This window comes from Polyangium jinanense, assembly GCF_028435265.1.
In the GTDB taxonomy this organism is placed as follows: Bacteria; Myxococcota_A; Polyangia; order Polyangiales; family Polyangiaceae; genus Polyangium; species Polyangium jinanense.
The window spans coordinates 92,668-111,086 of record NZ_JAGTJK010000030.1 but is presented as its reverse complement, the minus strand read 5'-3'; the positions used below and the strand labels follow the sequence as shown (position 1 = coordinate 111,086).

The following is an 18,419-nucleotide window of genomic DNA, read 5'->3' as shown; positions in this document are numbered from 1 at the left end:
CACATGGACGGCGCCCGTCAGACGAAGCATCTTGTGGAACGGAGGTCGCGCATGCGGAGAGCGATGCTGATCCTCGCCGGGCTCGTGATCCTCGGTTCGTCCGTACGAACCGCGGAGGCCCAAGAAAAGGACAAAAAACCTCGCGGCGCGATCACGCTGTCGGAGGTCACGATCACCGGCCGCATCGAAAAGCCCATCGCCGCGGTCGACGTGAGCCGCATCCAACCGAAGCTCACGCTCGCCGAGCTGCGGCAGCCGTTCCTCGATCGCATCGAGGAGGCCATCTTCAAAGATCCTTTCTGATCCAACGATCCCGCCTCGACGCTTGATTCTCGCGCTCGGCGCCCTCATCGCCCTCGCCTCCGTGTTCCTCGCGTGGGCGCACCTCGCGCGCGTCCGGCGCGCGACCTCCGGCAAAACCGCCGAGCTCCTTGTCGCGCTGAAGCGCATCCCCATGAACGAACGCGCTGCGGCCCTCGCCGCGCGTGCGCCGGAAGGCAGCGTCGAGCGCCGCCTCGCCGCGGTGATCGCGTCGACTGACGACACCTCCGACGACGCCCGCAGCGCCGCCGTCGACGAGCTCCTCGCCGAGATCGAGCTCGCCCTCGACGCGAGCGCATCCTGGCCCGGCGCCGCCACGCGCATCGCCGCCTACGGAGGCCTCCTCCTCGCGGTGATCACCGTCCTCCTCCGCCCCGGATCGATCTCGTTCGCCGCGCCCGCGCTCCTCGTCGTCGGCCTTGGCGGTGCGGCCACCTGCGCTGCCCTCGGTCGTCGCGCCCGCGAGCTCGCCGACGACCAGCGAAAAGCCGTGGACGCGCTCGTCGACGCCCTCGGCCTGCGCGAGCGCATAGCCCCAGGCGCCCCCCCGCGAGCGCCTCGCCCGGGCCGAAGACGCGGCGCGTGAGCCGTGTGCTTTACCGATCTCCCGCGCTTGTGTACCCTTCCGGTTGAAACTTCCGTGTCGGCTGGGCGTCTTCATCGCCCCAGGCGGAGGCCCTTTTCATGACGCAGACGACGACGCAGACGGGGTCCGGGACGAAGCCCGGTCAGATGACCGCGGTCATGCGGGCCATGAACCAGGCGACGGGCCCCAAGGTCCTGCGCGTCGGGGTCGTCCAGGGCGGCAAGGTGATCGAGGAGCGCATCATCAAGCAGCGCACCCACGTCACCATCGGCCCCAGCGAAAAGAGCATGTTCGTCACGCCGAGCAAGAACGTGCCGCCGAGCTTTCGGCTGTTCGAGCTCGTAGGAAACGAATACGCGCTGAACTTCCTCGAAGGCATGGCCGGCCGCGTCGCGCTGAAGACCGGCGTGAGTGACCTCGCCTCGCTGAAATCGCAGGCGAAGAAGGTCAGCGTCGGCCAGGTGCAGGCCTTCCAGGTGCCGCTCAGCGACGACGCCCGTGGCAAGATCGTCGTCGGCGACACGACCTTCCTCTTCCAGTTCGTCGCTGCGCCGCCGCCCCAGCCGAAGCCGCAGCTCCCCGCCTCGGTGCGCGGCGGATTCGTCCAGTCGATCGACTGGACCACCACGATCATCGCGGCGTTCTCGTTCCTCCTGCACTTCGGCGCCGTCGGCACCATCTACTCGGACTGGATGGATCCGCTCGTCAACGACGAGGTCGACGTCGCGCAGATCCTCGAGACCGTGCGCAGCTTGCCCCCGCCGCCGCCGGTCGAGCAGCCGAAGGAGACCGACACGCAGCCCACGCCGGCCTCGACCGCGCCGGCCGAGGCGCCGAAGCCTTCGGCAGGCGCGTCCGCAGCGAAGGGCGCGGGCGGCGGCAAGATCAGCGACACGCGCGCGGCGGCGATCGCCAACGAGCTGAACCAGCTCGACATGCAGATGCTCGGCGCCCTGAACGCCTCGGGCAACGCGACGGCCGGCGTGCTCGATCGTGGCGACGTCCCGCTCGGCCTGCTTGACAACGCGGCCGCCTCGGGCGCGGGCGCGGGCCTCGGCGGCATCGCGGGCTTGAACCTGGGCAACGCGGGCGGCGGCACCGTTCGCCCCGGCGCGGCCGGCGGCGGCGGCCTCGCGAACATCGGCGACACGCAGGCGGCAACCGCGGCGAGCTCGCAGGGCGCGGCGAAGACGGTGAAGGGGCCGACGGGCAGCGCGAACGTCGGCGGCGCAGCGGTCTCCGGCGGTAACGTCGCGAACGCCTCGTCCGTCGTGGCCGGCATGGCCGCGGGCTTCCGCCGTTGTTACAACCGCGGCCTGCAGGCCGACCCGACGATGAAGGGCTCGGTGCGCATCACCGCGAAGATCGGCCCGAACGGCGAGGTCCTCTCCGCGTCGCCCTCGGGCGGCGGCGGCCTCTCGGGTGACGTCATTTCCTGCGTCGTGGCGCGCGTGCAGAGCGCGCAGTTCTCGCCCCCCGAGGGCGGCGGCGCGACCGTCGTCATCCCGGTTTCGTTCGTCAGCCAGTAATCGCGCGCCTCGATCCTGCTCGCGTCCAGGGCGCGTGAATGTTCCTCCCCCGCGCCGCAACAGAATGCCCGAGAGACCATCGTGGACCGGCCGCGCAAACGGCTGGATTTCCCGGGGTTTCTCCGCCTGCCCGCGTTGACAGGTGCGCTCGCCCGCTTCTATAGTGACCCCGTCTGGCCCTTCGGAGGACTTCGATGCAGCGAGAACGGATGCTCGGCTTCGGCGCGCTCTGCGCGCTTTCGCTGCTCGTTGCGGCCGGCATCGCGTCCGCGCAGGCGCAAGGCGCGCCTCCGGCGCCGCCCGACACGAACGCGGGGTTGCAGCGTCAGGTCACGCTGACGCCCGCGCAGCAGCTTCAGGAGACGGACACGTACCTCGCTCGCATGGAGAGCGCGCGCAGCGTCGTGCGGCGCCTGCTCGAAGAGGCGCGGGCGCAGCGCGACGTGGTGAAGACGCTCTGCCTGAACGACAAACTCAACCAGATCGACGTGACGCTGCGCAGCGCGCGCGAGCGCCGGCAGTCGCTCGATCTCGCGGTGAAGCGCGACGACGCGGATCTGTCGTCCCACGAGTTCACGATCCTCGGCGTCTTGCGGCAGCGCGTCGAGCAGCTCACGGCCGAGGCGAACCAGTGCATCGGGAAAGACGCCGACATCCTCGGCGAGACGTCGACCGTCACGCAGATCGATCCTGGGATCCCCGACGATCCGGCGTTTTACCCGCCTCCCATCATCGTCCAGGAGCCGCCGCCCTCCGCGAGCGTGATCAAGTGACGCGTTGGTCCGGACCGCCTCAGCCTCACCTGATCCCATGAAGACCCGTGGCCTCCTGATCGCGGCCCTCTCCTTCGCGACCCTCGCGCCCGCCACGGCGTTCGGTCAGGACCAACCCTGGCTTGCCGATCGCCGGTTCACCGTGGGCCCGGGCTACCGCGTCGGCGACTACGAGCTGCACCCGGGCGTCGCGCTCGAGTTCGGCTATGACTCGAACTTCTTTCTGCGCGCGAGCGAGGGCGACGCGGCGGGCGAGCCGGTGGGCGCGATGCGCCTGCGCGTGACGCCGTCGTTCTCGTTCTCGACGCTCGGCCCGCAGCGCAAGGGCGGCTCCACCACGCAGGCGCCGCCCACGGCCGAGTTCTCCGGCGGGCTCTCGGTCACCTACAACGAGTTTTTCCCCGTCTCCGGCCCGACCGAGGGCAAGGAGCGCATGTGGGAGCAGCGCAACCTGAGCGGCCTGTTCGACGTGCGCCTGAACATCCTGCCCTCGCGCCCCTGGTCCGGATCGATCTACGCGAGCGTCGGACGCCTCATCCAGCCCACGCAGGAAGGCGTCATCCGCGAGGATTTTTCCGAGAGCTACAACCGCTTCACGCCGAACGCGGGTGCCGAGCTCGTCTGGAACCCGGGCAGCGGCCTGCTCGATTGGCGCATCGGTTACAACTTCGCCGGCACGGTGTTCGAGTCGAACCGCTTCACCGGCCTGACGAACATCCACCACACCTTCCAGACGCGAGGCCGCTGGCGCTTCTTGCCACGCTCCGCGCTCCTCTACGACGCTCGCATCGGCATCGTTCAGTACCTCGATCCGAGCGACAAAACGGGCTCGACGCCGCTCCGTGTGCAGATCGGCTACAACGGCCTCATCACGAAAAACTTCGGCGCGCTGCTCATGGCCGGCTGGGGCGCGAGCTTCTACGACCCGAGCTCCACCGAGACGGAAGAGACCGTCCAGGACTTCGACAGCGTCATCGGCCAGGCCGAGCTCCGTTATTTCCTCACGCCGAACCCGAGCTCCGATCCGCAGGCCGCGAGCACGACGCTCTCGTCCGTCTCGCTCGGTTTCACGCGTGACTTCTACGACTCGTACATCGGCTCGTTCTTCGAGCGCGATCGCGGCTACCTGAAGCTCACGTATTTCTTCGGCGGCCGTTTCGTCGTGATCGTCGACGCCGGCGTCGCCGCGCTCGTCAACCCGTCGATCAACACGCCGAGCATCCAGGAAAACCCCTGGACCGACATCCGCATCGACGCCTCGGGGTTCGCCGAGTATCGCTTCAAGGACGCGTTCGGCGTCAACACGACGCTGCGCTACAACTCGCGCATCAGCGACAACTCTCTCACCATCCCCGGCATCGGCGAGGACAAGCTCCAGTGGCAGCAGTTCGAGGCCTACCTGGGCGCCCGCTGGCTCATGTGATGCGGAGGCGCGACCTCCTCGCGACACTCGCGATCGGCACGATGTTCGTCGCCTGCGGTGGGCGTCCGCGCCCCGCGGATCTGCCAGCCCCCGTGAGCAACGCGACCATAGGCGTGGGCGACGTGTTCGAGATGCGCATCGTACGCGAGGACAACCTGCCCACGGCGTTCACGGTCGCGCCCGACGGCACGGTCGATCTGCCGTACATCAAGCGCCTCAAGGTCGCCGGGCTCGAGCCGCAGCAGATCGCCGAGGCCGTGCGCAAGCGGCTCGTCGACGACGAGATCCTGACCGACCCGATCGTGAGCGTGAGCGTGAAGGAGTACAACTCCAAGCGCGTCGAGGTGCTCGGCGAGGTGCAGCGTGCGGGCTCGCTGCGTTTCGAGCCCGGCATGACGCTGCTCCGCGCGATCTCGCTCGCGGGCGGCTTCAACCAGATGGCCGCCCGCGACAAGGTCACGATCCGCCGTCAGGTCGGCGACAAGACGCGCGCCGCCATCGTGAGCGTCGAGGACATCATCGACAACGCGATCCCCGACGTCCCGCTCCAGGCAGGCGACTCGATCAACATTCCGCAGCGCGTGTGGTAGGCGTTCGACGCCGGGGTTGTCCGGGCGTCAGTGCTTGCGGGACAAACGGAAGTGGCGCTTGCCCGTGGCGGGATCGGTCGTCGGCGCCTCGATCTTGAGCATGCCGAGCGCGACCTCGCGGACGCGGCCGTCCTTCTCCTGCCGCAGCCGGATACGCTCGCCGTCGGAGCTCATGACCTCACACTCGCCGAAGTGGAAGTGGCTCACGAGGTCCCCGGTCTCCGGGTAGACCTCCACGTCGTCGCGGTGCTGCATCGGACGCGCGAGCGGCGTCGGGGCCGAAGGGAGCTCGGCGGGCGCTGCGGGCGCGGCCGCAGGGAACGGGGCGGGCGCGCGGGGCGGCTCCGGGTGCGTGATGCGCGGGGCAGGCGCCGCGGCGCGCGCCGGGGGAGGGGAGGGCGCTTGCGGTTGCGGTTGCGGCTGGGCCTGCGGTTGCGGCTGGGCCTGCGGTTGCGCCTGCGACGAGGCGGCAGCGGCAAAGGAGCGATCGTCGCCCTGCCGTACGAGCGCGACGTCGTCGAGCGCGGTCGCGAAGACCTCGAGCGAGAGGGCGCGCGCCGAGAGGATCTCGCCGGCGACCGTCTGCAGGCCGAACGGGCTCTCCTGCACGAGCGTGGCGTAGAGCCGCACGCTCACGGCCGCGCCGTCCTGCGCGATGTTGCCCGTGATCGAGACGGCCATCACGGGCGTGTCGATCCGCCGCGTTACACGCGCGCCGTCCGCGTCGACGCTCGCGAGCTCGACGCTGTCGAGCACACCTGTTCCCGACAGCCGACCGGCCCTGGCGGAGGCCTCATCGAGCGCCTGCGCGAGCGCGCGCGGCAGCTCCTCGCCGCTCTCGGCTCTCACGACGAGATGGCGAATACCCTTCGATTCGACGACGTTCATCGACGCTTTCCTCGTTTGTCCCGCTGCACCGTGACCTCGAACTGCGGCACGGTCGCAGCGCGCTTTTCCCCCGAATCTCCTGTCGCCGCCGTGATGCGATCCGCCGGCAGACCGGCGGCCACGAGCGCATCCTTCACCACGATCGCTCGCTTCTCTGCGAGAGAAAGGGCCTTCGGCGACTCGTCGCCGGCACGGTCGGCATACCCCTCGATGACGATGGTGGCGAGCGGAGCGCGGCCGAGAGCGAGCTGCGCCATCTGCCGCAGCATCTCCTCCATCGGCTTGGCCAGATCCGCCTTGCCCGGGGCGAACCGCACGGGCGCCTCCGCGACGAGGCGATCGCCCGACCAGCGCACGAGCGACTTCGCGCCCGCCTCGGGGCAGCCGTCCGCGTCGTCCTTGCCGTCGATCGTCTCGGCCTGGAGCGGGCACTTGTCTGCCTTGTCGGCGACGCCGTCCTCGTCGTTGTCGACCTCGGGGCAACCGTCGTCGTCCTGGAAGCCGTCGAGATCCTCGCGCGCGTCGGGGCACAGATCGGCCGCGTCGAGGACCTGGTCGAGATCGTTGTCGGGATCGGGGCAGCCGTCGTCGTCCTTGAAGCCGTCCTTGTCCTCGGCGCCGTTCGGGCAACGATCGACCTTGTCGAGCAGCCCATCGCCGTCGTTGTCGGGATCGGGGCAGCCGTCCGCGTCCTGGAAGCCGTCCTTGTCCTCGGCCTCGTTGCGGCACTGATCGGCCTCGTCGAGCACGCCGTCCTCGTCGTCGTCGGGATCGGGGCAGCCGTCGTCGTCCTTGAAGCCGTCGACCGTCTCGGCCGCGTCGCGGCAGCGATCCTGCGTGTCGGGGATGCGATCCTTGTCGTTGTCGAGATCGGGGCAGCCGTCGCCGTCCTCGAAGCCGTCGCGATCCTCGGCGACCTTCACGCACTTGTCGTCGCGATCGAGCACGCCGTCGCTGTCGACGTCGCGGCCCGTGGGCGCGTAACGCGCGGCGAGACCGAAGCGGAAGCGCGGCGTGGTGACCGCGGCCTCGGACGAGAACGGGATCGGGCCGCCGCCGGAGAGCGTGAAGGACATGTCGCCGCCGAGGATCGGCGCCGTCGTCGCCGAGAGGATCCACTCCGCGGGCACGAACGCGGGGCTCTCGGGCTCATCGACCGTGCGCGCGGGCGGGGCCTGCGTGGCGAAATTGTACAGGACAAACGCCTCACCGGCCGCGGTGAGCCACCCATCTTGCAGGATGTCGAACGACGCGCCGAGCGAGCCGCCGAGCTGCGAACCGACGCGCGCGTTCACCAGGCGCGACTCGCCGCGGATGCGCGCGCTCGCCTCGAGGCCGGCCTCGAAGCGGCCGCGGCGGTACGACGCGAGGACCGACGGGAACCACGTGATCGTCCGGCCGCTCGCGAATGCCTGGGCATCACCCGCGGGCACGGCGAGCTCGAAGCGGCCGATGAGGCTCGCGCCGTCGGCGCTGCCCGAGCGAGGACGCGGAAGGATCGACGCGGCGAAGCCGAAGCGCACGTCGCGCATCGAGCTCCGGGGCAGCTCGTCGTCGCTCGCCGTCGCGATGCCGGCGCCCGTGCCGTCCTGGTAGAACGTGATCGGCACGGCGGCCGTGATCTCGAGTCGATCGTGCACGCCGAGCGACCACAGGAAGGTCGCGTTCACGGCGTTGTCGACGACGGGCACGATGGTCCCGTCGGGATCCGGCGACGCGACGCGCAGGCCGATCGGCCGCGAGAGATAACTGAGCGCGAGCCCGAACGAGGCCTTGCCGGAGGGCGCGAGCACAGGCGTGCCGAGCGAGAGGAACGGCCCTGCGCCCGCGTGCACCCAGAGGTTGTCCGCGTTGATGCAGCCGGAAATCTCGGCGCGCGGATCACACTGCGCGTGGGCGGCGTCGGGCGCGAAGGTCAAGGCGGAGGTGGCTGCGAGCAGCGAGCCGAGCAAGCGAAGGCGATGGGGCTTCTGGGCAGGAAGGAATGTCATGGCAGGTCGGTCCGGGCCCGGTCCCAGCGCCTTTCGTGCCCGCGAGAGGCGGACGCGTCCGGCGTACGGCGCGCTGCACGTCTACTCCTTTCCCGTCCGGAGTCAAAACGGCAAACGCGGCGAGCCTGCCATGTCGAAGAAGCCGTGGTAGGACAGGCGCGCCGCGAAGGCCCGGAACCCGCCATGATCGACGAAACGCACCCCTTGCTGCTGGGCTCGGCGTCGCCGCGGCGCCGCGAGATCCTCGGGACGCTCGGCCTGCCCCTCAGGGTCGTGTCCCTCGACATCGACGAGCGGCTCCTGCCGGGGGAGAAGCCGGGGCCCTACCTCGAGCGGATCGTGGCGGACAAGCTCGCCCGAGCGGTGCCCCACGCGGTGGGCGTGGGCGCGGTGCTCGTGGCCGACACGTCGGTGATCCTCGGCGAAAGAGCGCTCGGAAAACCCGCAGACGACGCCGAAGCGCGGGCCATGCTCACGGCCCTCGCGGGGCGCGAGCACGAGGTCTGGACCCGCTTCGCCATCGCCTCCGGCGCCGAGCCCACGCGCCCCGTTCACGCCGAGACCGTGCGCACGCGCGTCTTCTTCCGCGCGCTCGATGCCGACGAGATCAAGGCGTACGCCGCGACCGGCGAAGGGCTCGACAAGGCCGGCGCGTACGCGATCCAGGGCATCGGGAGTTTTGCCGTGGCGCGCATCGAAGGTTCGTACTCCAACGTCGTAGGCCTCCCTGCGTGCGAGGTGATCGCCGCCTTGCGCGGGGGGGGCCTGCTCGGGCGTTTCCCACGCCCCCCGGTCGCGTGACATCCGAGCGCGCGGCGCCCCGCTCGCGGGACACCTGGATCGTGCTCGCGGCCGCGCTCGTCGCGCGGCTCGCCGTCATCGCCTGGGCCGCGTCGCGCTTCCCAGAGGCTGCGGACGGCACGTTCTATCACCGCATCGCCGAGCGTGTTGCCGCAGGCCTCGGCTACACGTGGCTCTGGCCCGACGGCGTCGTCACGTACGCCGCGCATTACCCCGTCGGATACCCCGCGCTCATCGGCGGAGCGTACGCGCTCTTCGGCGCGCATCCGGGCGTCGCGATGGCGCTCAACGGCTTGCTCGGCGCGCTCGCGGCCGTCGCCGTCCATCGCCTCGCGGCGCGCGCGGTTCCCCCGGGCCCGGCGCTCGTGGCGGGCTTGCTCGTCGCGCTGCATCCCGGCCTCGTCGCGTACACGCCTGCGCTCATGAGCGAGGGCGTCACGGCCTCGCTCGTCGCGTGCGCCGCGTGGGCGGCCGCATGGGTGCGTGACGCCGTGCCTCTCGGCGCGCGACGTACGATCGGGGCACGCACCGCTGTCCTCGGCATCGTCGTTGGCCTCGCGACGCTCGTTCGCCCCCAGAGCCTCGTCTTCGCGCCGCTCTTCGCGCTCGTTGCGGTCGCGCCGCTCACGGGACCTCGTGCGCGTGCGCTCACGCTCGGCTTCGGCGCGCTCGCGACAGCTGCGGCTCTCGCCGTGTGCGCGCCGTGGACGATCCGCAATTGCGAGCGCATGAACCGCTGCGCGCTCGTCAGCGTCAACGGCGGCTGGAACCTGCTCATCGGCGCAGATCCCGCGTCGACCGGCGCGTGGTCGCCGATCAAGGTCCCCGACGCGTGCCGCGAGGTCTGGGACGAAGCGGGCAAGGACGCCTGCTTCGGCCGCGCGGCCACGCTCTACATCACCGAGCACCCGGGCGCGTGGCTCTCGCTCGTCCCGCGAAAACTCGCCGCGACCTTCGACTACTGCGGCGCCGCCGGCTGGTACCTCCACGAATCGAACGGCGCGGCCTGCGGCGAGCGCTGCAAGTTCGGTCTCGGCGTGGCCGAGACGCTCTACGAGCGCGGCGTCCTCGCCCTCGCGCTCGTCGGCCTCGCGCTCTCGACGTCGGCAAGCCGCGCCCGCCGCATCGCCACGCTCGCCGTCGTGGGCCTCGGGCTCGTGTTCTTGTTCCAGGTGCACGCGTGGGTCGCCTACGCGGCCCTGGTCGTGGCGGCGCTGCTCGGCGGCCGCTCCCTGCTCCGCGGCCCCGTCCTGCCTGCCGCTGCGGTGACCGTCCTCGGCGCGACCCTGCTCACGCACGCGGTTTTTTTCGGCGCGGGACGCTACGGGCTCGTGACGTTTCCGCTGATTGCGGGGATGGCGGGGCTCGTGTTCGCGCGGACTAGAACGCGCGCTTGAGCCAATACAGGGGGTGCCGCCGCGTGTGGGGGATCCCGAGCACGAGCACGCACTCGGCGTGAACCTCGAACGCGACCGCGTAAGGAAACCGATCGACGAGGGCTCTTCGAATGAGCGTGGGACCGCCTTCCGTGCCGGGCCAAACCGGAAACGCCGCGGGGGTTTTACGCACGCTTTCGATCACCCGCGAGACTGCGCCGACGAACTCGTCCCCGAGCCCGGGTTGCTGCTCGTCGTACCAGTGGGCTGCTGCCTGAAGCTCGCTACGTGCTTCAGAAAGCAGCTCGACGCGCACGACGCTCCGCAAGCTCGGTGAGGAGTTCCGTCCGCGCGTCTCCCCACGCGATGGTCTGGACCTTCCCCTCTGCGACCTTTCGCGAACGGCGCTCCAGCTCGGGCGCCCACGTCGCCGCGACTTCCTCTTCGTCGAGGATTTCCAGGCTGAGGAGAAGCGCCTCCGCGACCTGCACCCGCTCTTCGCGAGGGAGCTTCAGGACGTAGGCGAGCAGCTCTTGCGTGGACATGGGACAAAGGTAGCACGGCTCGGGCACGCCGGGCACGGGGGCGGGCGGCGCCGTCAGCCCGGGGCGGCGTCGAGTTCTTCTCGTTCGGTCGTCCACCAGGCTCACGGCTGCTCCTCCTCCCCGTTCCCCCCGCGCCCCCGCCCCTCCTGCACTGTCAAATCCTTGAAGAACAGCCGAACCTCCTCCCCCCGCCCGAGCTCATTCAAAACCCCGCGCACGATCGGCTTCGCCACCTGGTTGTACGTCTTCAGAAAGTGAGCCCGCGCTGCCGCGAGCCCCGCCGTCGTCGTCACCGACCGATTCGCCGCCCCGCTCTTGCCCGACAGCGCCGCGTCGAGCGCGGAGCGTGCCCCGGCGATCTCCTGCTTCCACGGCACGAACGCATCGAGCCCTGCGTTCCGCGCGACGTCGAACCCTCGCAGCACGTCCGCCGCCTTGGTGACCAAATCCGCCGGCTTCAGCGCCGCGACCTCACCCAGGTTTTTCCCCGGGTAAAACGCCTCGAAATCGAAGCTCGTCCCCTTCGGTAGCGATCGCAGATACGCATGGAACCGCGTCACCACGTCGCGCACGGCCTCCTCTGCCTCGCCCGTCCCCCCGCGCTCCGTGCGCACCTCGCTCCGCTGGCTCCTCACCTTCGCGAGCTCCGTCTCCACCGCCTCCACCGCGCCGAGCACCCGCGCGATCAGCTTCGCGACGTCCACGAGCTCCGAAGCCCCGACGAGCTTCTTCGCCTCCGTCACGAAATGCCTGCCGTATTCGCTGACCTCGCCGTCGTCGATGTACCGATCCGCCATGTGCGCCTCCAGAACCGGAAGGGCTAACCATGAGGGTTCCGTCTGACAAGGGCAGGACACCACCCGAGCAGGAACGGATACGGCCCTGTCTTGATCAGAACCGTGGACATCGCGCTCGCGAGCACCTCCGCCGCATGCAGAACCCCTCCCCACCGCGCCGGGATCCCCTTCTGCGCCGAGCAGTCGTCCTGCCGTGCACGCATGGACACTCCTCCGCGCCGCGCCGATCCGCCTCGAACCCCAACGACGCGTCGCTCCGCAGAGCCCCGAACCCCCGCAGATCAACCCCCGATGCACCTCTGCGCGCTGCAGACGCCCATCCCTGTGCGATCCCGCACGCTTCTGTGCCGTCCAGAGGCCTCTCCGGGTTCGCCTCCGGCAGCCCGATCACCGCGACTTTGACACGCTCCGCGAACCCGAGCATTCTTGCGCCTGAGGGCTCTAGCTGGAGTCCGCTGTTCGAGGTTCGGAGGAGACGACCCGATGCCCCTGATCGAGACCGAGGAGGCCGCACGCCGTTTGGCGCGCGCCATTGCGAGCGACCTCTCGCTCTACAACGAAGAGAAGATCGTCCAAGGGATCCAGAACGACGATCTCTTCACCGTCCTCGCCGAGGAGATCGAGGAGGGGCGCGCCCTCTACAAGAGCCGCGTCTCCCCCGACCTCTACGCCAAGAATTTCTACGACCGTGCCATCGTCGACATCCTCGTGAAGTCGAAGGGGCACGTGAAGTCGAAGATCTGGTAGCAACGCGGCTTGCTCGGCCTGGATGAACTGCGCATCGCGCAGTTCATCGACCCTGGGTCCAGCGCTTGCGCTGGTCCGGGTCCAGGGGCGGACAGCCCCTGGTGGGGTGAAGGGGCAACGCCCCTTCTCAGCAGGCTCGCCGCAGCGCCTCGATCACGCGGGCCATGTCCGCGGGGATCGGGCTTTCGAAGTGCAGACGGTTGCCCGTCGCCGGGTGCTCGAAGCCGAGCACCCGCGCATGCAGCGCCTGACGCCCGAGCGACTCCGCGATCGCGCGGAGCCCCGGATCCCGGGGCGGCTTCCCGTACAGAGCATCGCCGAGGATCGGCGTCTTCCCCCGCTCCGACAGGTGCACGCGGATCTGATGCGTGCGCCCCGTCTCCAGACGGCACGCGACGAGCGTCGCCGGTCCGAGCCGTTCGAGCACGTGCACGCGCGTCACCGCGCGCTTGCCCTCCTGCACGTGCGTCGTGAACCGCAGCCGATCCGTCGGATGCCGGCCGTGCAGCGTCTCGAAGGTCGCCTCCTTCGCCTCGCCCACGACGACGGCCACGTATTCGCGCTCGATGTCGTGCTTCGCGAAGCACGCCTTCAGCGCCTCGCGTGTCTCCGCATCCTTCGCCACGACGAGCAGACCACTCGTGTCCTTGTCGAGCCGATGCACGATCCCGGGCCGCAAGTGCCCCTCGGGATCTCGCGGATCGGCGCCCGCACGTTCGAAGCCGCCGCGGCCGAGCAGCGCGTTGACCAGGGTCCCGCTCGCGTGCCCCTTCGCCGGATGCACCACGAGCCCCGCGGGCTTGTCGATGACGACGAGGTGCGCGTCCTCGTACACCACGGCGAGCGGGATCGACGCGTCCGGCTCCGCGCGAGAAGGCTCCGGCGGCTCCGGGGTCACGTCGATCCGCGCGCCCGCGGCGACGGCCATCGACGCGCGGCCCGGCTTGCCGTCGACGAGCACGCGCCCGTTCTCGATCCAGCGCTGCACCGCGGCGCGTGATGCGGCCGTGCCTGATTTCTCCAGCAGGCGCACGACGAGCTTGTCGAGGCGGTCGCGCGGATCGGTCGCGCTCGCTTCGAACGACGAGGTGACGAGGGGCTCGGGCGCGCGTCGCATCACGGACCGCGAATCAGTAGTCCGTGCTCTCGTCCTCGTCCTCTTCGCGCGAGACGAGCTCCGGGTTGTGCGCGAGGTGCGAGTCGAGGTCGTCGAGCATCGCGCTCTGGCGCAGCTTGAGCACGCCGAGCTGGTGCGCGAGGTAGAGGTCGAAGGCCGTGTACCGCGGGAAGACGCGCACGTTCGTCTCGTCGTTCTCGAGGCCGAGGATCACGAGCTCGCCGTCGCGCCGCGCCTCGCCGAGGTAGAGCGCGTTCCAGGGCTGCCCTGGCTTGTTCGGCAGACGCACGACCTTGCCGCGGATGCGCGAGTCGGTCCATCCGAGCTCGACCATCGCCTCGGCGAGCTTGCGGACCGAGCTCATCTTCGGCTGCGGTGCGCGTGGATCGGTGCCGAAGCGGTGCCGGCCCTTGAAGCGCTTGCCGAAGCTCGCGAACGTGAAGTCGTAGGCGAGGAACGTCCGCAGGGTCGGCGGCAGCTCTACCATCAGCTTGGACTCGAGGGCGTCGAGCGCGCTCGAGCTCGCGCCGACCACGCCCGCTCCCTCCGGGCGCTTCGAGAGCTCCTCGATGACGCGCTGTACCAGCCCGATCCCTCGTTCGATGGTCGCCATGGCTCCGCGTAGCCGACCGTCAAGGTGTGCGTTCTGTCAAGAGATTCCGTTGATCTCCGGACCCTTCCGGCACGGGCTGCCCGCCGAGAACGGCCGCGCCATGTTTGGCGCGGAGCAGCCCGAGCGCCGCGAACCCGACGGCGACGGCAAACCACAACGTGGCAAACCGCACGAGGATCATGGCCGCCGTCGACGTCGCCGCCTCCACGCCGCCGAGCCGCGACATCTGCTCTTCGAGCAGTTTTTCCGTCACGCCGAGCCCACCCGGGACCGGCACGAGCGCGCCCGCGAGCGTCGCCGTCGAGTAGAAGAACATCGTGAGCGGCATCGACGCCTGCTCACCGAAGCCGCGCAGGATCACCCAGAGCCCCACACCTTCGAGCGACCACGCGCCGATCGAGAGCAGCGTCGGCCACACGAGCTGCGCGGGCGAGACGATCGTGCGGAGGCCCGAGAGCGCCTCTTCGATCTTCGGCGCGACCTTGCCGCCCACGCGCCCGAGCGGCCCCGGGAGTTTGGGGAGGAGCCGCACGACGGCGCCGCTCACCGCGGGGACCGAGACGAAGACGAGCAGCGCGACCACGGTGACTGCGCCGATGCCGGCCCAGATCGCGCCGCCGGGGAAGCTCGCGCTGCCGATGGCGATGATCGCGATCACGCCGATGAGATCGGTCACGCGCTCGGCGATGACGATCGGCGCGGTGCGCTCGATCGGCACCTTGCGGAGCTGGAACAGGATCAGCGACTTGAAGACCTCGCCGACCTTGCCGGGTGTGACCGTCAGGACGAACCCCGACAGGAACACGAGCAGGCTCTCGAACTTGGGCACGCCGCGGATGTCGAGCCGGGCGAGGTAGTACTCCCACTTGAAGTAGCGCAGGAGGTAGTTCCCGAACGCGAGGGCGCAGGCGATCCCGAACGTGGACCAAGCGTACGTCGCGAGGCGCGCGGCGATGAGGTTCGCGTCGCGGTAGAGGACGAGGCCGCCGTAGAGGGCGACGCCGAGCAGCATCACCACCACGACGCGACGGACCAGCGTGTTCAAGAGTCCGCTCCGTTCAAGGCGCTCTCAGGTTCTTCCGGGCGCGACGGACGCGCACGACGAGGTAGATGATCGCGCCCAGCACCACAGCAGCGCCGAGCGCGGCGACGGCCCACTTGGGCGCGACCACGATTCCGCGGGCCAGGCCCTCGGGGGGCCGTTCCGTTCTCGTCTGAAGCGAGTTCACGCGGGCTCGTCGTTACACGGGCCTAGGGGGAAGGGCAAGAAGCGGTATTCTCCACGACGCGACAAGGACGCGGTTCGAAGGAGGCATGGGATGGGTCTGCTCGACGGCAAAGTGGCAATCATCACGGGCGCGGGCGGCGGAATCGGCCGCGCCGAGGCGCTTCTCTTCGCCCGGGAAGGCGCGAAGGTGGTCGTCAACGACGTCGGCGGCGCGCGCGACGGAACCGGCGGAAGCGACGCCATGGCGCGAAAGGTCGTGGACGAGATCACGGCGTCGGGCGGCGTCGCGGTCGCGAACTTCGACTCGGTGGCGACGGCCGCGGGCGCGGCGGGCATCGTGAAGACCGCGCTCGACGCCTTCGGCCGCATCGACGTGCTCGTCAACAACGCGGGCATCCTGCGGGACAAGACGCTGCTCAAGCTCGACGAGGAGCAGTGGGACAGCGTCGTCGCCGTGCACCTCAAGGGCACGTTCCTCGTCACGCAGGCCGTGGTGAAGCAGCTCGTCGCGCAGGGCGGCGGCGGGCGCATCGTCAACACGACGAGCGTCTCGGGCATGCTCGGCAACTTCGGGCAATCGAACTACGCGGCCGCGAAGGCCGGCATTTACGGTTTTACGCGGACCGCGGCGATCGAGCTGCAGAAGCATCGCATCACGGTGAACGCGCTCGCGCCGGTGGCGAAGACGCGCATGACCGAGGATCTTCCGATGTTCCAGGCCGGCATGGAGTCGCTCACGCCGGAGCACATCGCGCCGGCGGCGCTCTTCCTGGGCTCCGAGCTTTGCGGGGATCGGACGGGGCACGTCCTCGCCGTCACGGGCTCGCAGGTCTTCGCGTACAAGGTCGTGCAAAGCGCGGGAAAGTTCAAAGACGAGGGCGCGGCGTGGACGGCCCAGGAGATCGCCGACCACTGGGACGCGATCACGAAGGTCTGAGAACGGGCGGGCGGACGACGTTCTTCGCTGGTTTCCGCCCGTGCCTTGCGCCGAGGCTCACGAACGCGTCCCGTTCTCCGCCCAAGATCCCGCCCGGAACGGCCCGTTTCGGCCATCCCGGTCGTTGCTGGGCTCGGACACGGATGCTAGTTTCGATTTTCAGCGGCGGCCGTCGTGAGCTTTCGCTCAGGACTTCGTCGCTGGGTAACTCGTCGTTTTGCCGGGTGAAGTCTCCCGGCCACGTCGAATGGGTGGGTGCTGGGTTCGTTCCCACGATCTGCCCCTTCCGCCCCGGGAGCCTCACGAACCGGCATGTCGCGCGAAGCCCACATCCCCCTGCTGCTCTGGATCTCTGCAGCCATCGTCGTCCACTGGGCGGGCGGTAACGGTGCGGTGGAGGTCGCGCAGGTCGTCGAGGATCGCGCACAAATCCGGAGTCTCGTCGAGTCGGTTCGCGAGGGGCTGCGTCCGCAGGACACGGAGTTCGAGGTCCTCGTCGATGCGCCCGCGACGCCTTCGCCGCAGGAGGCCGAGCCGCCCGAGGAGAAGGCCGACGAGACGAACGACGACGAAAAGCCGGATCCGGATGCGGTGCCGGAGCAGCCGTTGCCGCCCAAGATCAAGCCGCCTCCGCCGAAGAAGGAAGAGCCGAAGGTCGAGCCGCCCAAGGTCGAGCCTCCCAAGGAGGAGCCGAAGGTGATCCCGCCGCCGCCTCCGCTCGTGGCGCCGCCGCCTCCGCCGCCTCCACCGCCGCCGCCTCCTCCGCCTCCGGAGGACGTCGCGAAGCAGGAGCCGCCGAAGCCGATCGAGCCGGATCGCCGCATCGCGGTGCGCCAGCACGTCGAGCCGAACCAGAAGGACAATCCTGACGCGAGCCGCATCGCGGATCAGGCGAACACCGTGAAGGAAGAGACGGTCGCGCGCCTCAGGTCCCATGATCAGGATCACGCGAATCCGAACGCGGGCGAGATGAAGAAGCCCGCAACCTCGGGCGAGGGGAACGACGACCACGAGAAGGTCGCCGAGAGCGAGGAGAAAGCCGGCTCGAACAAGGCGCCCGGCGAGTCGAAGGATCGCAGCGAGAGCGCCGAGCACCACCACACGGCCAAGCCCGCGCCGCCCGCGGCCGCGATCGCGAAGGCCTCGCCGCCACCGATGGCGCCTGGTGGAACGACCGGTGGAGGCGCGAATGCGCCGAAGACGCCCGCAGCTCCGCCTGCGAGCCCCGGCGGCGCGGGCCCCGCGTCACCCGAGGTTGTCGCGGGCGTGGGCGCAGGCGGGTTCACGATGGATCCGGCAAACCCCGGCGGCGACGGCAAGAGCCGCAAGGCCGGAAAGAAGCGGCAACCGGCGCCTTATCAGAGCCCGGTGAAGGTCGGCTCCGTGGGCCTCGGCGCGCCCGGGATCGCGGGTGGGCCGAACCTGAATCTGTCGCACGCGGGCTTCGAGGCTTCGGTCGGTCGGGAAAAACTCGAGGCCGAGCGCGCGGCGGACGGTGCGGCGCGGCGCAGCGCGCACCGCGGCAAGTGGGAGAAGAACAACTTCGGCAAGTACAAGGCGGCGATCGAGAACTACGAGCCGACGGTGAAGGTCGGAAACCAGACGGCGCTGAACGCCGCGCAGTCCGCGTTCGCGGCGTACCTGAACACGATCCACAACCGCCTGCACCCGATCTTCGCCGAGGAGTTCCTCGCGTCGCTCGACAACCTCCCGCAGGAGCACACGTTCAACAAGAACCTCGTCACGCACCTTGAGATCGTGCTGAGCAAGGACGAGGGAAAGATCGTGAAGATGGGCGTGACGAAGGCGAGCGGGATGACGGCCTTCGACATCGTGGCGCTGAACTCGATGAACCGCGCCTCGCCGTTCGGAAAAGCGCCCGACGCGATCGTGTCGCACGACGGCCGGGTCTATCTGCACTGGGAGTTCCACCGCGATCCGGTGGACGCGTGCAGCACGCGCAACGCCTATCCGTATCTCCTGCCCGACCCGAAGGGCGGAAGCGGCGTCTCGCCGGTCGGTCCGCCGCGTGCGCCGACGCTCACGCCCTCGGATGAGCGACGTGGCCCACCGCCGCTCCTCCCTGTTCCGACCCGCTGAGGTGGCTCGACAGCGCAGCGCCGGGGTTTCACCCCGGACCCGACCAGGGCGCAGCCC

General features: G+C 69.8%; 20 protein-coding genes. 11 read left to right on the top strand and 9 right to left on the bottom strand.

All coding sequences use genetic code 11. The features are described from left to right. Positions 1-51: 51 nt before the first annotated feature. The 6 genes from KEG38_RS36830 to KEG38_RS36805 all read left to right on the top strand — a co-directional run bounded on the left by KEG38_RS36830 (position 52) and on the right by KEG38_RS36805 (position 5,222). Positions 52-303 (top strand): hypothetical protein, encoded by a 252-nt coding sequence (locus KEG38_RS36830; protein WP_272425088.1) that lies wholly within the window; start codon positions 52-54, stop codon positions 301-303. A 22-nt stretch (positions 304-325) separates the two neighbouring features. Further along, positions 326-907 carry a hypothetical protein gene (locus tag KEG38_RS36825; RefSeq protein ID WP_272425087.1) on the top strand — a complete coding sequence of 194 codons (582 nt, stop codon included), beginning with the start codon at positions 326-328 and terminating at the stop codon, positions 905-907. Positions 908-1,005: 98 nt separating this feature from the next. Beyond that, entirely contained in the window at positions 1,006-2,436 is a 1,431-nt protein-coding gene (locus KEG38_RS36820; protein ID WP_272425086.1) for an AgmX/PglI C-terminal domain-containing protein, read from the top strand. A 194-nt stretch (positions 2,437-2,630) separates the two neighbouring features. Beyond that, a complete protein-coding gene (locus KEG38_RS36815) occupies positions 2,631-3,209 on the top strand; it encodes a hypothetical protein (RefSeq protein WP_272425085.1) in 579 nt (192 codons plus the stop codon). Positions 3,210-3,246: 37 nt separating this feature from the next. Further along, a complete protein-coding gene (locus tag KEG38_RS36810) occupies positions 3,247-4,632 on the top strand; it encodes a hypothetical protein (RefSeq protein ID WP_272425084.1) in 1,386 nt (461 codons plus the stop codon). Beyond that, positions 4,632-5,222 (top strand): polysaccharide biosynthesis/export family protein, encoded by a 591-nt coding sequence (locus KEG38_RS36805; protein ID WP_272425083.1) that lies wholly within the window; start codon positions 4,632-4,634, stop codon positions 5,220-5,222. The genes KEG38_RS36810 and KEG38_RS36805 overlap by 1 nt, the downstream gene beginning before the upstream one ends. A gap of 27 nt (positions 5,223-5,249) precedes the next feature. Here the strand turns inward: KEG38_RS36805 and KEG38_RS36800 are convergent, their stop codons facing one another. Further along, positions 5,250-6,110 (bottom strand): PPC domain-containing DNA-binding protein, encoded by an 861-nt coding sequence (locus tag KEG38_RS36800; protein WP_272425082.1) that lies wholly within the window; start codon positions 6,108-6,110, stop codon positions 5,250-5,252. Then, positions 6,107-8,101, bottom strand: coding sequence for an OmpA family protein (locus KEG38_RS36795; RefSeq protein WP_272425081.1), 1,995 nt, complete (start codon positions 8,099-8,101; stop codon positions 6,107-6,109). The genes KEG38_RS36800 and KEG38_RS36795 overlap by 4 nt, the downstream gene beginning before the upstream one ends. Positions 8,102-8,284: 183 nt before the next feature. Here KEG38_RS36795 and KEG38_RS36790 point away from each other — a divergent pair, with 183 nt between their 5' ends. Both KEG38_RS36790 and KEG38_RS36785 read left to right on the top strand, forming a co-directional pair. Continuing rightward, positions 8,285-8,902: a Maf family protein gene (locus KEG38_RS36790; RefSeq protein ID WP_272425080.1), complete on the top strand. Its 618-nt coding sequence runs from the start codon at positions 8,285-8,287 to the stop codon at positions 8,900-8,902. Next, the gene (locus tag KEG38_RS36785; RefSeq protein WP_272425079.1) at positions 8,899-10,299 is read left to right on the top strand and encodes a hypothetical protein; all 1,401 of its coding nucleotides are present in this window, start codon (positions 8,899-8,901) and stop codon (positions 10,297-10,299) included. The genes KEG38_RS36790 and KEG38_RS36785 overlap by 4 nt, the downstream gene beginning before the upstream one ends. On the opposite strand, the gene KEG38_RS36780 is transcribed toward KEG38_RS36785, so the two are convergent. From KEG38_RS36780 to KEG38_RS36770, 3 genes are all read right to left on the bottom strand, one after another. Continuing rightward, positions 10,283-10,594 carry a hypothetical protein gene (locus KEG38_RS36780; RefSeq protein WP_272425077.1) on the bottom strand — a complete coding sequence of 104 codons (312 nt, stop codon included), beginning with the start codon at positions 10,592-10,594 and terminating at the stop codon, positions 10,283-10,285. The genes KEG38_RS36785 and KEG38_RS36780 overlap by 17 nt on opposite strands. Then, a complete protein-coding gene (locus KEG38_RS36775; RefSeq protein WP_272425076.1) occupies positions 10,572-10,823 on the bottom strand; it encodes an addiction module protein in 252 nt (83 codons plus the stop codon). The genes KEG38_RS36780 and KEG38_RS36775 overlap by 23 nt, the downstream gene beginning before the upstream one ends. A gap of 101 nt (positions 10,824-10,924) precedes the next feature. Next, on the bottom strand, positions 10,925-11,620 hold the full coding sequence (locus KEG38_RS36770; RefSeq protein WP_272425075.1) for a hypothetical protein: 696 nt from the start codon (positions 11,618-11,620) through the stop codon (positions 10,925-10,927). A gap of 483 nt (positions 11,621-12,103) precedes the next feature. On the opposite strand from KEG38_RS36770, the gene KEG38_RS36765 reads away from it, so the two are divergent. Then, positions 12,104-12,367, top strand: coding sequence for a hypothetical protein (locus KEG38_RS36765; protein WP_136931342.1), 264 nt, complete (start codon positions 12,104-12,106; stop codon positions 12,365-12,367). A gap of 127 nt (positions 12,368-12,494) precedes the next feature. Here the strand turns inward: KEG38_RS36765 and KEG38_RS36760 are convergent, their stop codons facing one another. The 4 genes from KEG38_RS36760 to KEG38_RS36745 are packed head-to-tail and all read right to left on the bottom strand — an operon-like array spanning position 12,495 to position 15,326. Beyond that, entirely contained in the window at positions 12,495-13,484 is a 990-nt protein-coding gene (locus tag KEG38_RS36760; RefSeq protein ID WP_272425074.1) for an RluA family pseudouridine synthase, read from the bottom strand. Positions 13,485-13,497: 13 nt separating this feature from the next. Then, positions 13,498-14,097 (bottom strand): SMI1/KNR4 family protein, encoded by a 600-nt coding sequence (locus KEG38_RS36755; protein WP_272425073.1) that lies wholly within the window; start codon positions 14,095-14,097, stop codon positions 13,498-13,500. A gap of 19 nt (positions 14,098-14,116) precedes the next feature. Beyond that, positions 14,117-15,142, bottom strand: coding sequence for a lysylphosphatidylglycerol synthase transmembrane domain-containing protein (locus tag KEG38_RS36750; RefSeq protein WP_272425072.1), 1,026 nt, complete (start codon positions 15,140-15,142; stop codon positions 14,117-14,119). 13 nt (positions 15,143-15,155) lie between these two features. Further along, complete coding sequence (locus KEG38_RS36745; protein ID WP_272425071.1) at positions 15,156-15,326, bottom strand: hypothetical protein; 171 nt, start codon at positions 15,324-15,326, stop codon at positions 15,156-15,158. A gap of 90 nt (positions 15,327-15,416) precedes the next feature. Between KEG38_RS36745 and KEG38_RS36740 the strand changes: the two genes are divergently transcribed. Both KEG38_RS36740 and KEG38_RS36735 read left to right on the top strand, forming a co-directional pair. After that, entirely contained in the window at positions 15,417-16,262 is an 846-nt protein-coding gene (locus KEG38_RS36740; protein ID WP_272425070.1) for an SDR family NAD(P)-dependent oxidoreductase, read from the top strand. 312 nt (positions 16,263-16,574) lie between these two features. Then, entirely contained in the window at positions 16,575-18,362 is a 1,788-nt protein-coding gene (locus KEG38_RS36735; protein WP_272425069.1) for a hypothetical protein, read from the top strand. Positions 18,363-18,419: the final 57 nt, after the last annotated feature.

What these genes read in the sequence shown, in the direction of transcription:
- KEG38_RS36830 (WP_272425088.1), top strand. Translation starts at nt 52, where the DNA reads ATGCGGAGAGCGATGCTGATCCTCGCCGGGCTCGTGATCCTCGGTTCG.
- KEG38_RS36820 (WP_272425086.1), top strand. Translation starts at nt 1,006, where the DNA reads ATGACGCAGACGACGACGCAGACGGGGTCCGGGACGAAGCCCGGTCAG.
- KEG38_RS36815 (WP_272425085.1), top strand. Translation starts at nt 2,631, where the DNA reads ATGCAGCGAGAACGGATGCTCGGCTTCGGCGCGCTCTGCGCGCTTTCG.
- KEG38_RS36810 (WP_272425084.1), top strand. Translation starts at nt 3,247, where the DNA reads ATGAAGACCCGTGGCCTCCTGATCGCGGCCCTCTCCTTCGCGACCCTC.
- KEG38_RS36805 (WP_272425083.1), top strand. Translation starts at nt 4,632, where the DNA reads ATGCGGAGGCGCGACCTCCTCGCGACACTCGCGATCGGCACGATGTTC.
- KEG38_RS36800 (WP_272425082.1), bottom strand. Translation starts at nt 6,110, where the DNA reads ATGAACGTCGTCGAATCGAAGGGTATTCGCCATCTCGTCGTGAGAGCC.
- KEG38_RS36795 (WP_272425081.1), bottom strand. Translation starts at nt 8,101, where the DNA reads ATGACATTCCTTCCTGCCCAGAAGCCCCATCGCCTTCGCTTGCTCGGC.
- KEG38_RS36790 (WP_272425080.1), top strand. Translation starts at nt 8,285, where the DNA reads ATGATCGACGAAACGCACCCCTTGCTGCTGGGCTCGGCGTCGCCGCGG.
- KEG38_RS36775 (WP_272425076.1), bottom strand. Translation starts at nt 10,823, where the DNA reads ATGTCCACGCAAGAGCTGCTCGCCTACGTCCTGAAGCTCCCTCGCGAA.
- KEG38_RS36770 (WP_272425075.1), bottom strand. Translation starts at nt 11,620, where the DNA reads ATGGCGGATCGGTACATCGACGACGGCGAGGTCAGCGAATACGGCAGG.
- KEG38_RS36765 (WP_136931342.1), top strand. Translation starts at nt 12,104, where the DNA reads ATGCCCCTGATCGAGACCGAGGAGGCCGCACGCCGTTTGGCGCGCGCC.
- KEG38_RS36760 (WP_272425074.1), bottom strand. Translation starts at nt 13,484, where the DNA reads ATGCGACGCGCGCCCGAGCCCCTCGTCACCTCGTCGTTCGAAGCGAGC.
- KEG38_RS36755 (WP_272425073.1), bottom strand. Translation starts at nt 14,097, where the DNA reads ATGGCGACCATCGAACGAGGGATCGGGCTGGTACAGCGCGTCATCGAG.
- KEG38_RS36740 (WP_272425070.1), top strand. Translation starts at nt 15,417, where the DNA reads ATGGGTCTGCTCGACGGCAAAGTGGCAATCATCACGGGCGCGGGCGGC.
- KEG38_RS36735 (WP_272425069.1), top strand. Translation starts at nt 16,575, where the DNA reads ATGTCGCGCGAAGCCCACATCCCCCTGCTGCTCTGGATCTCTGCAGCC.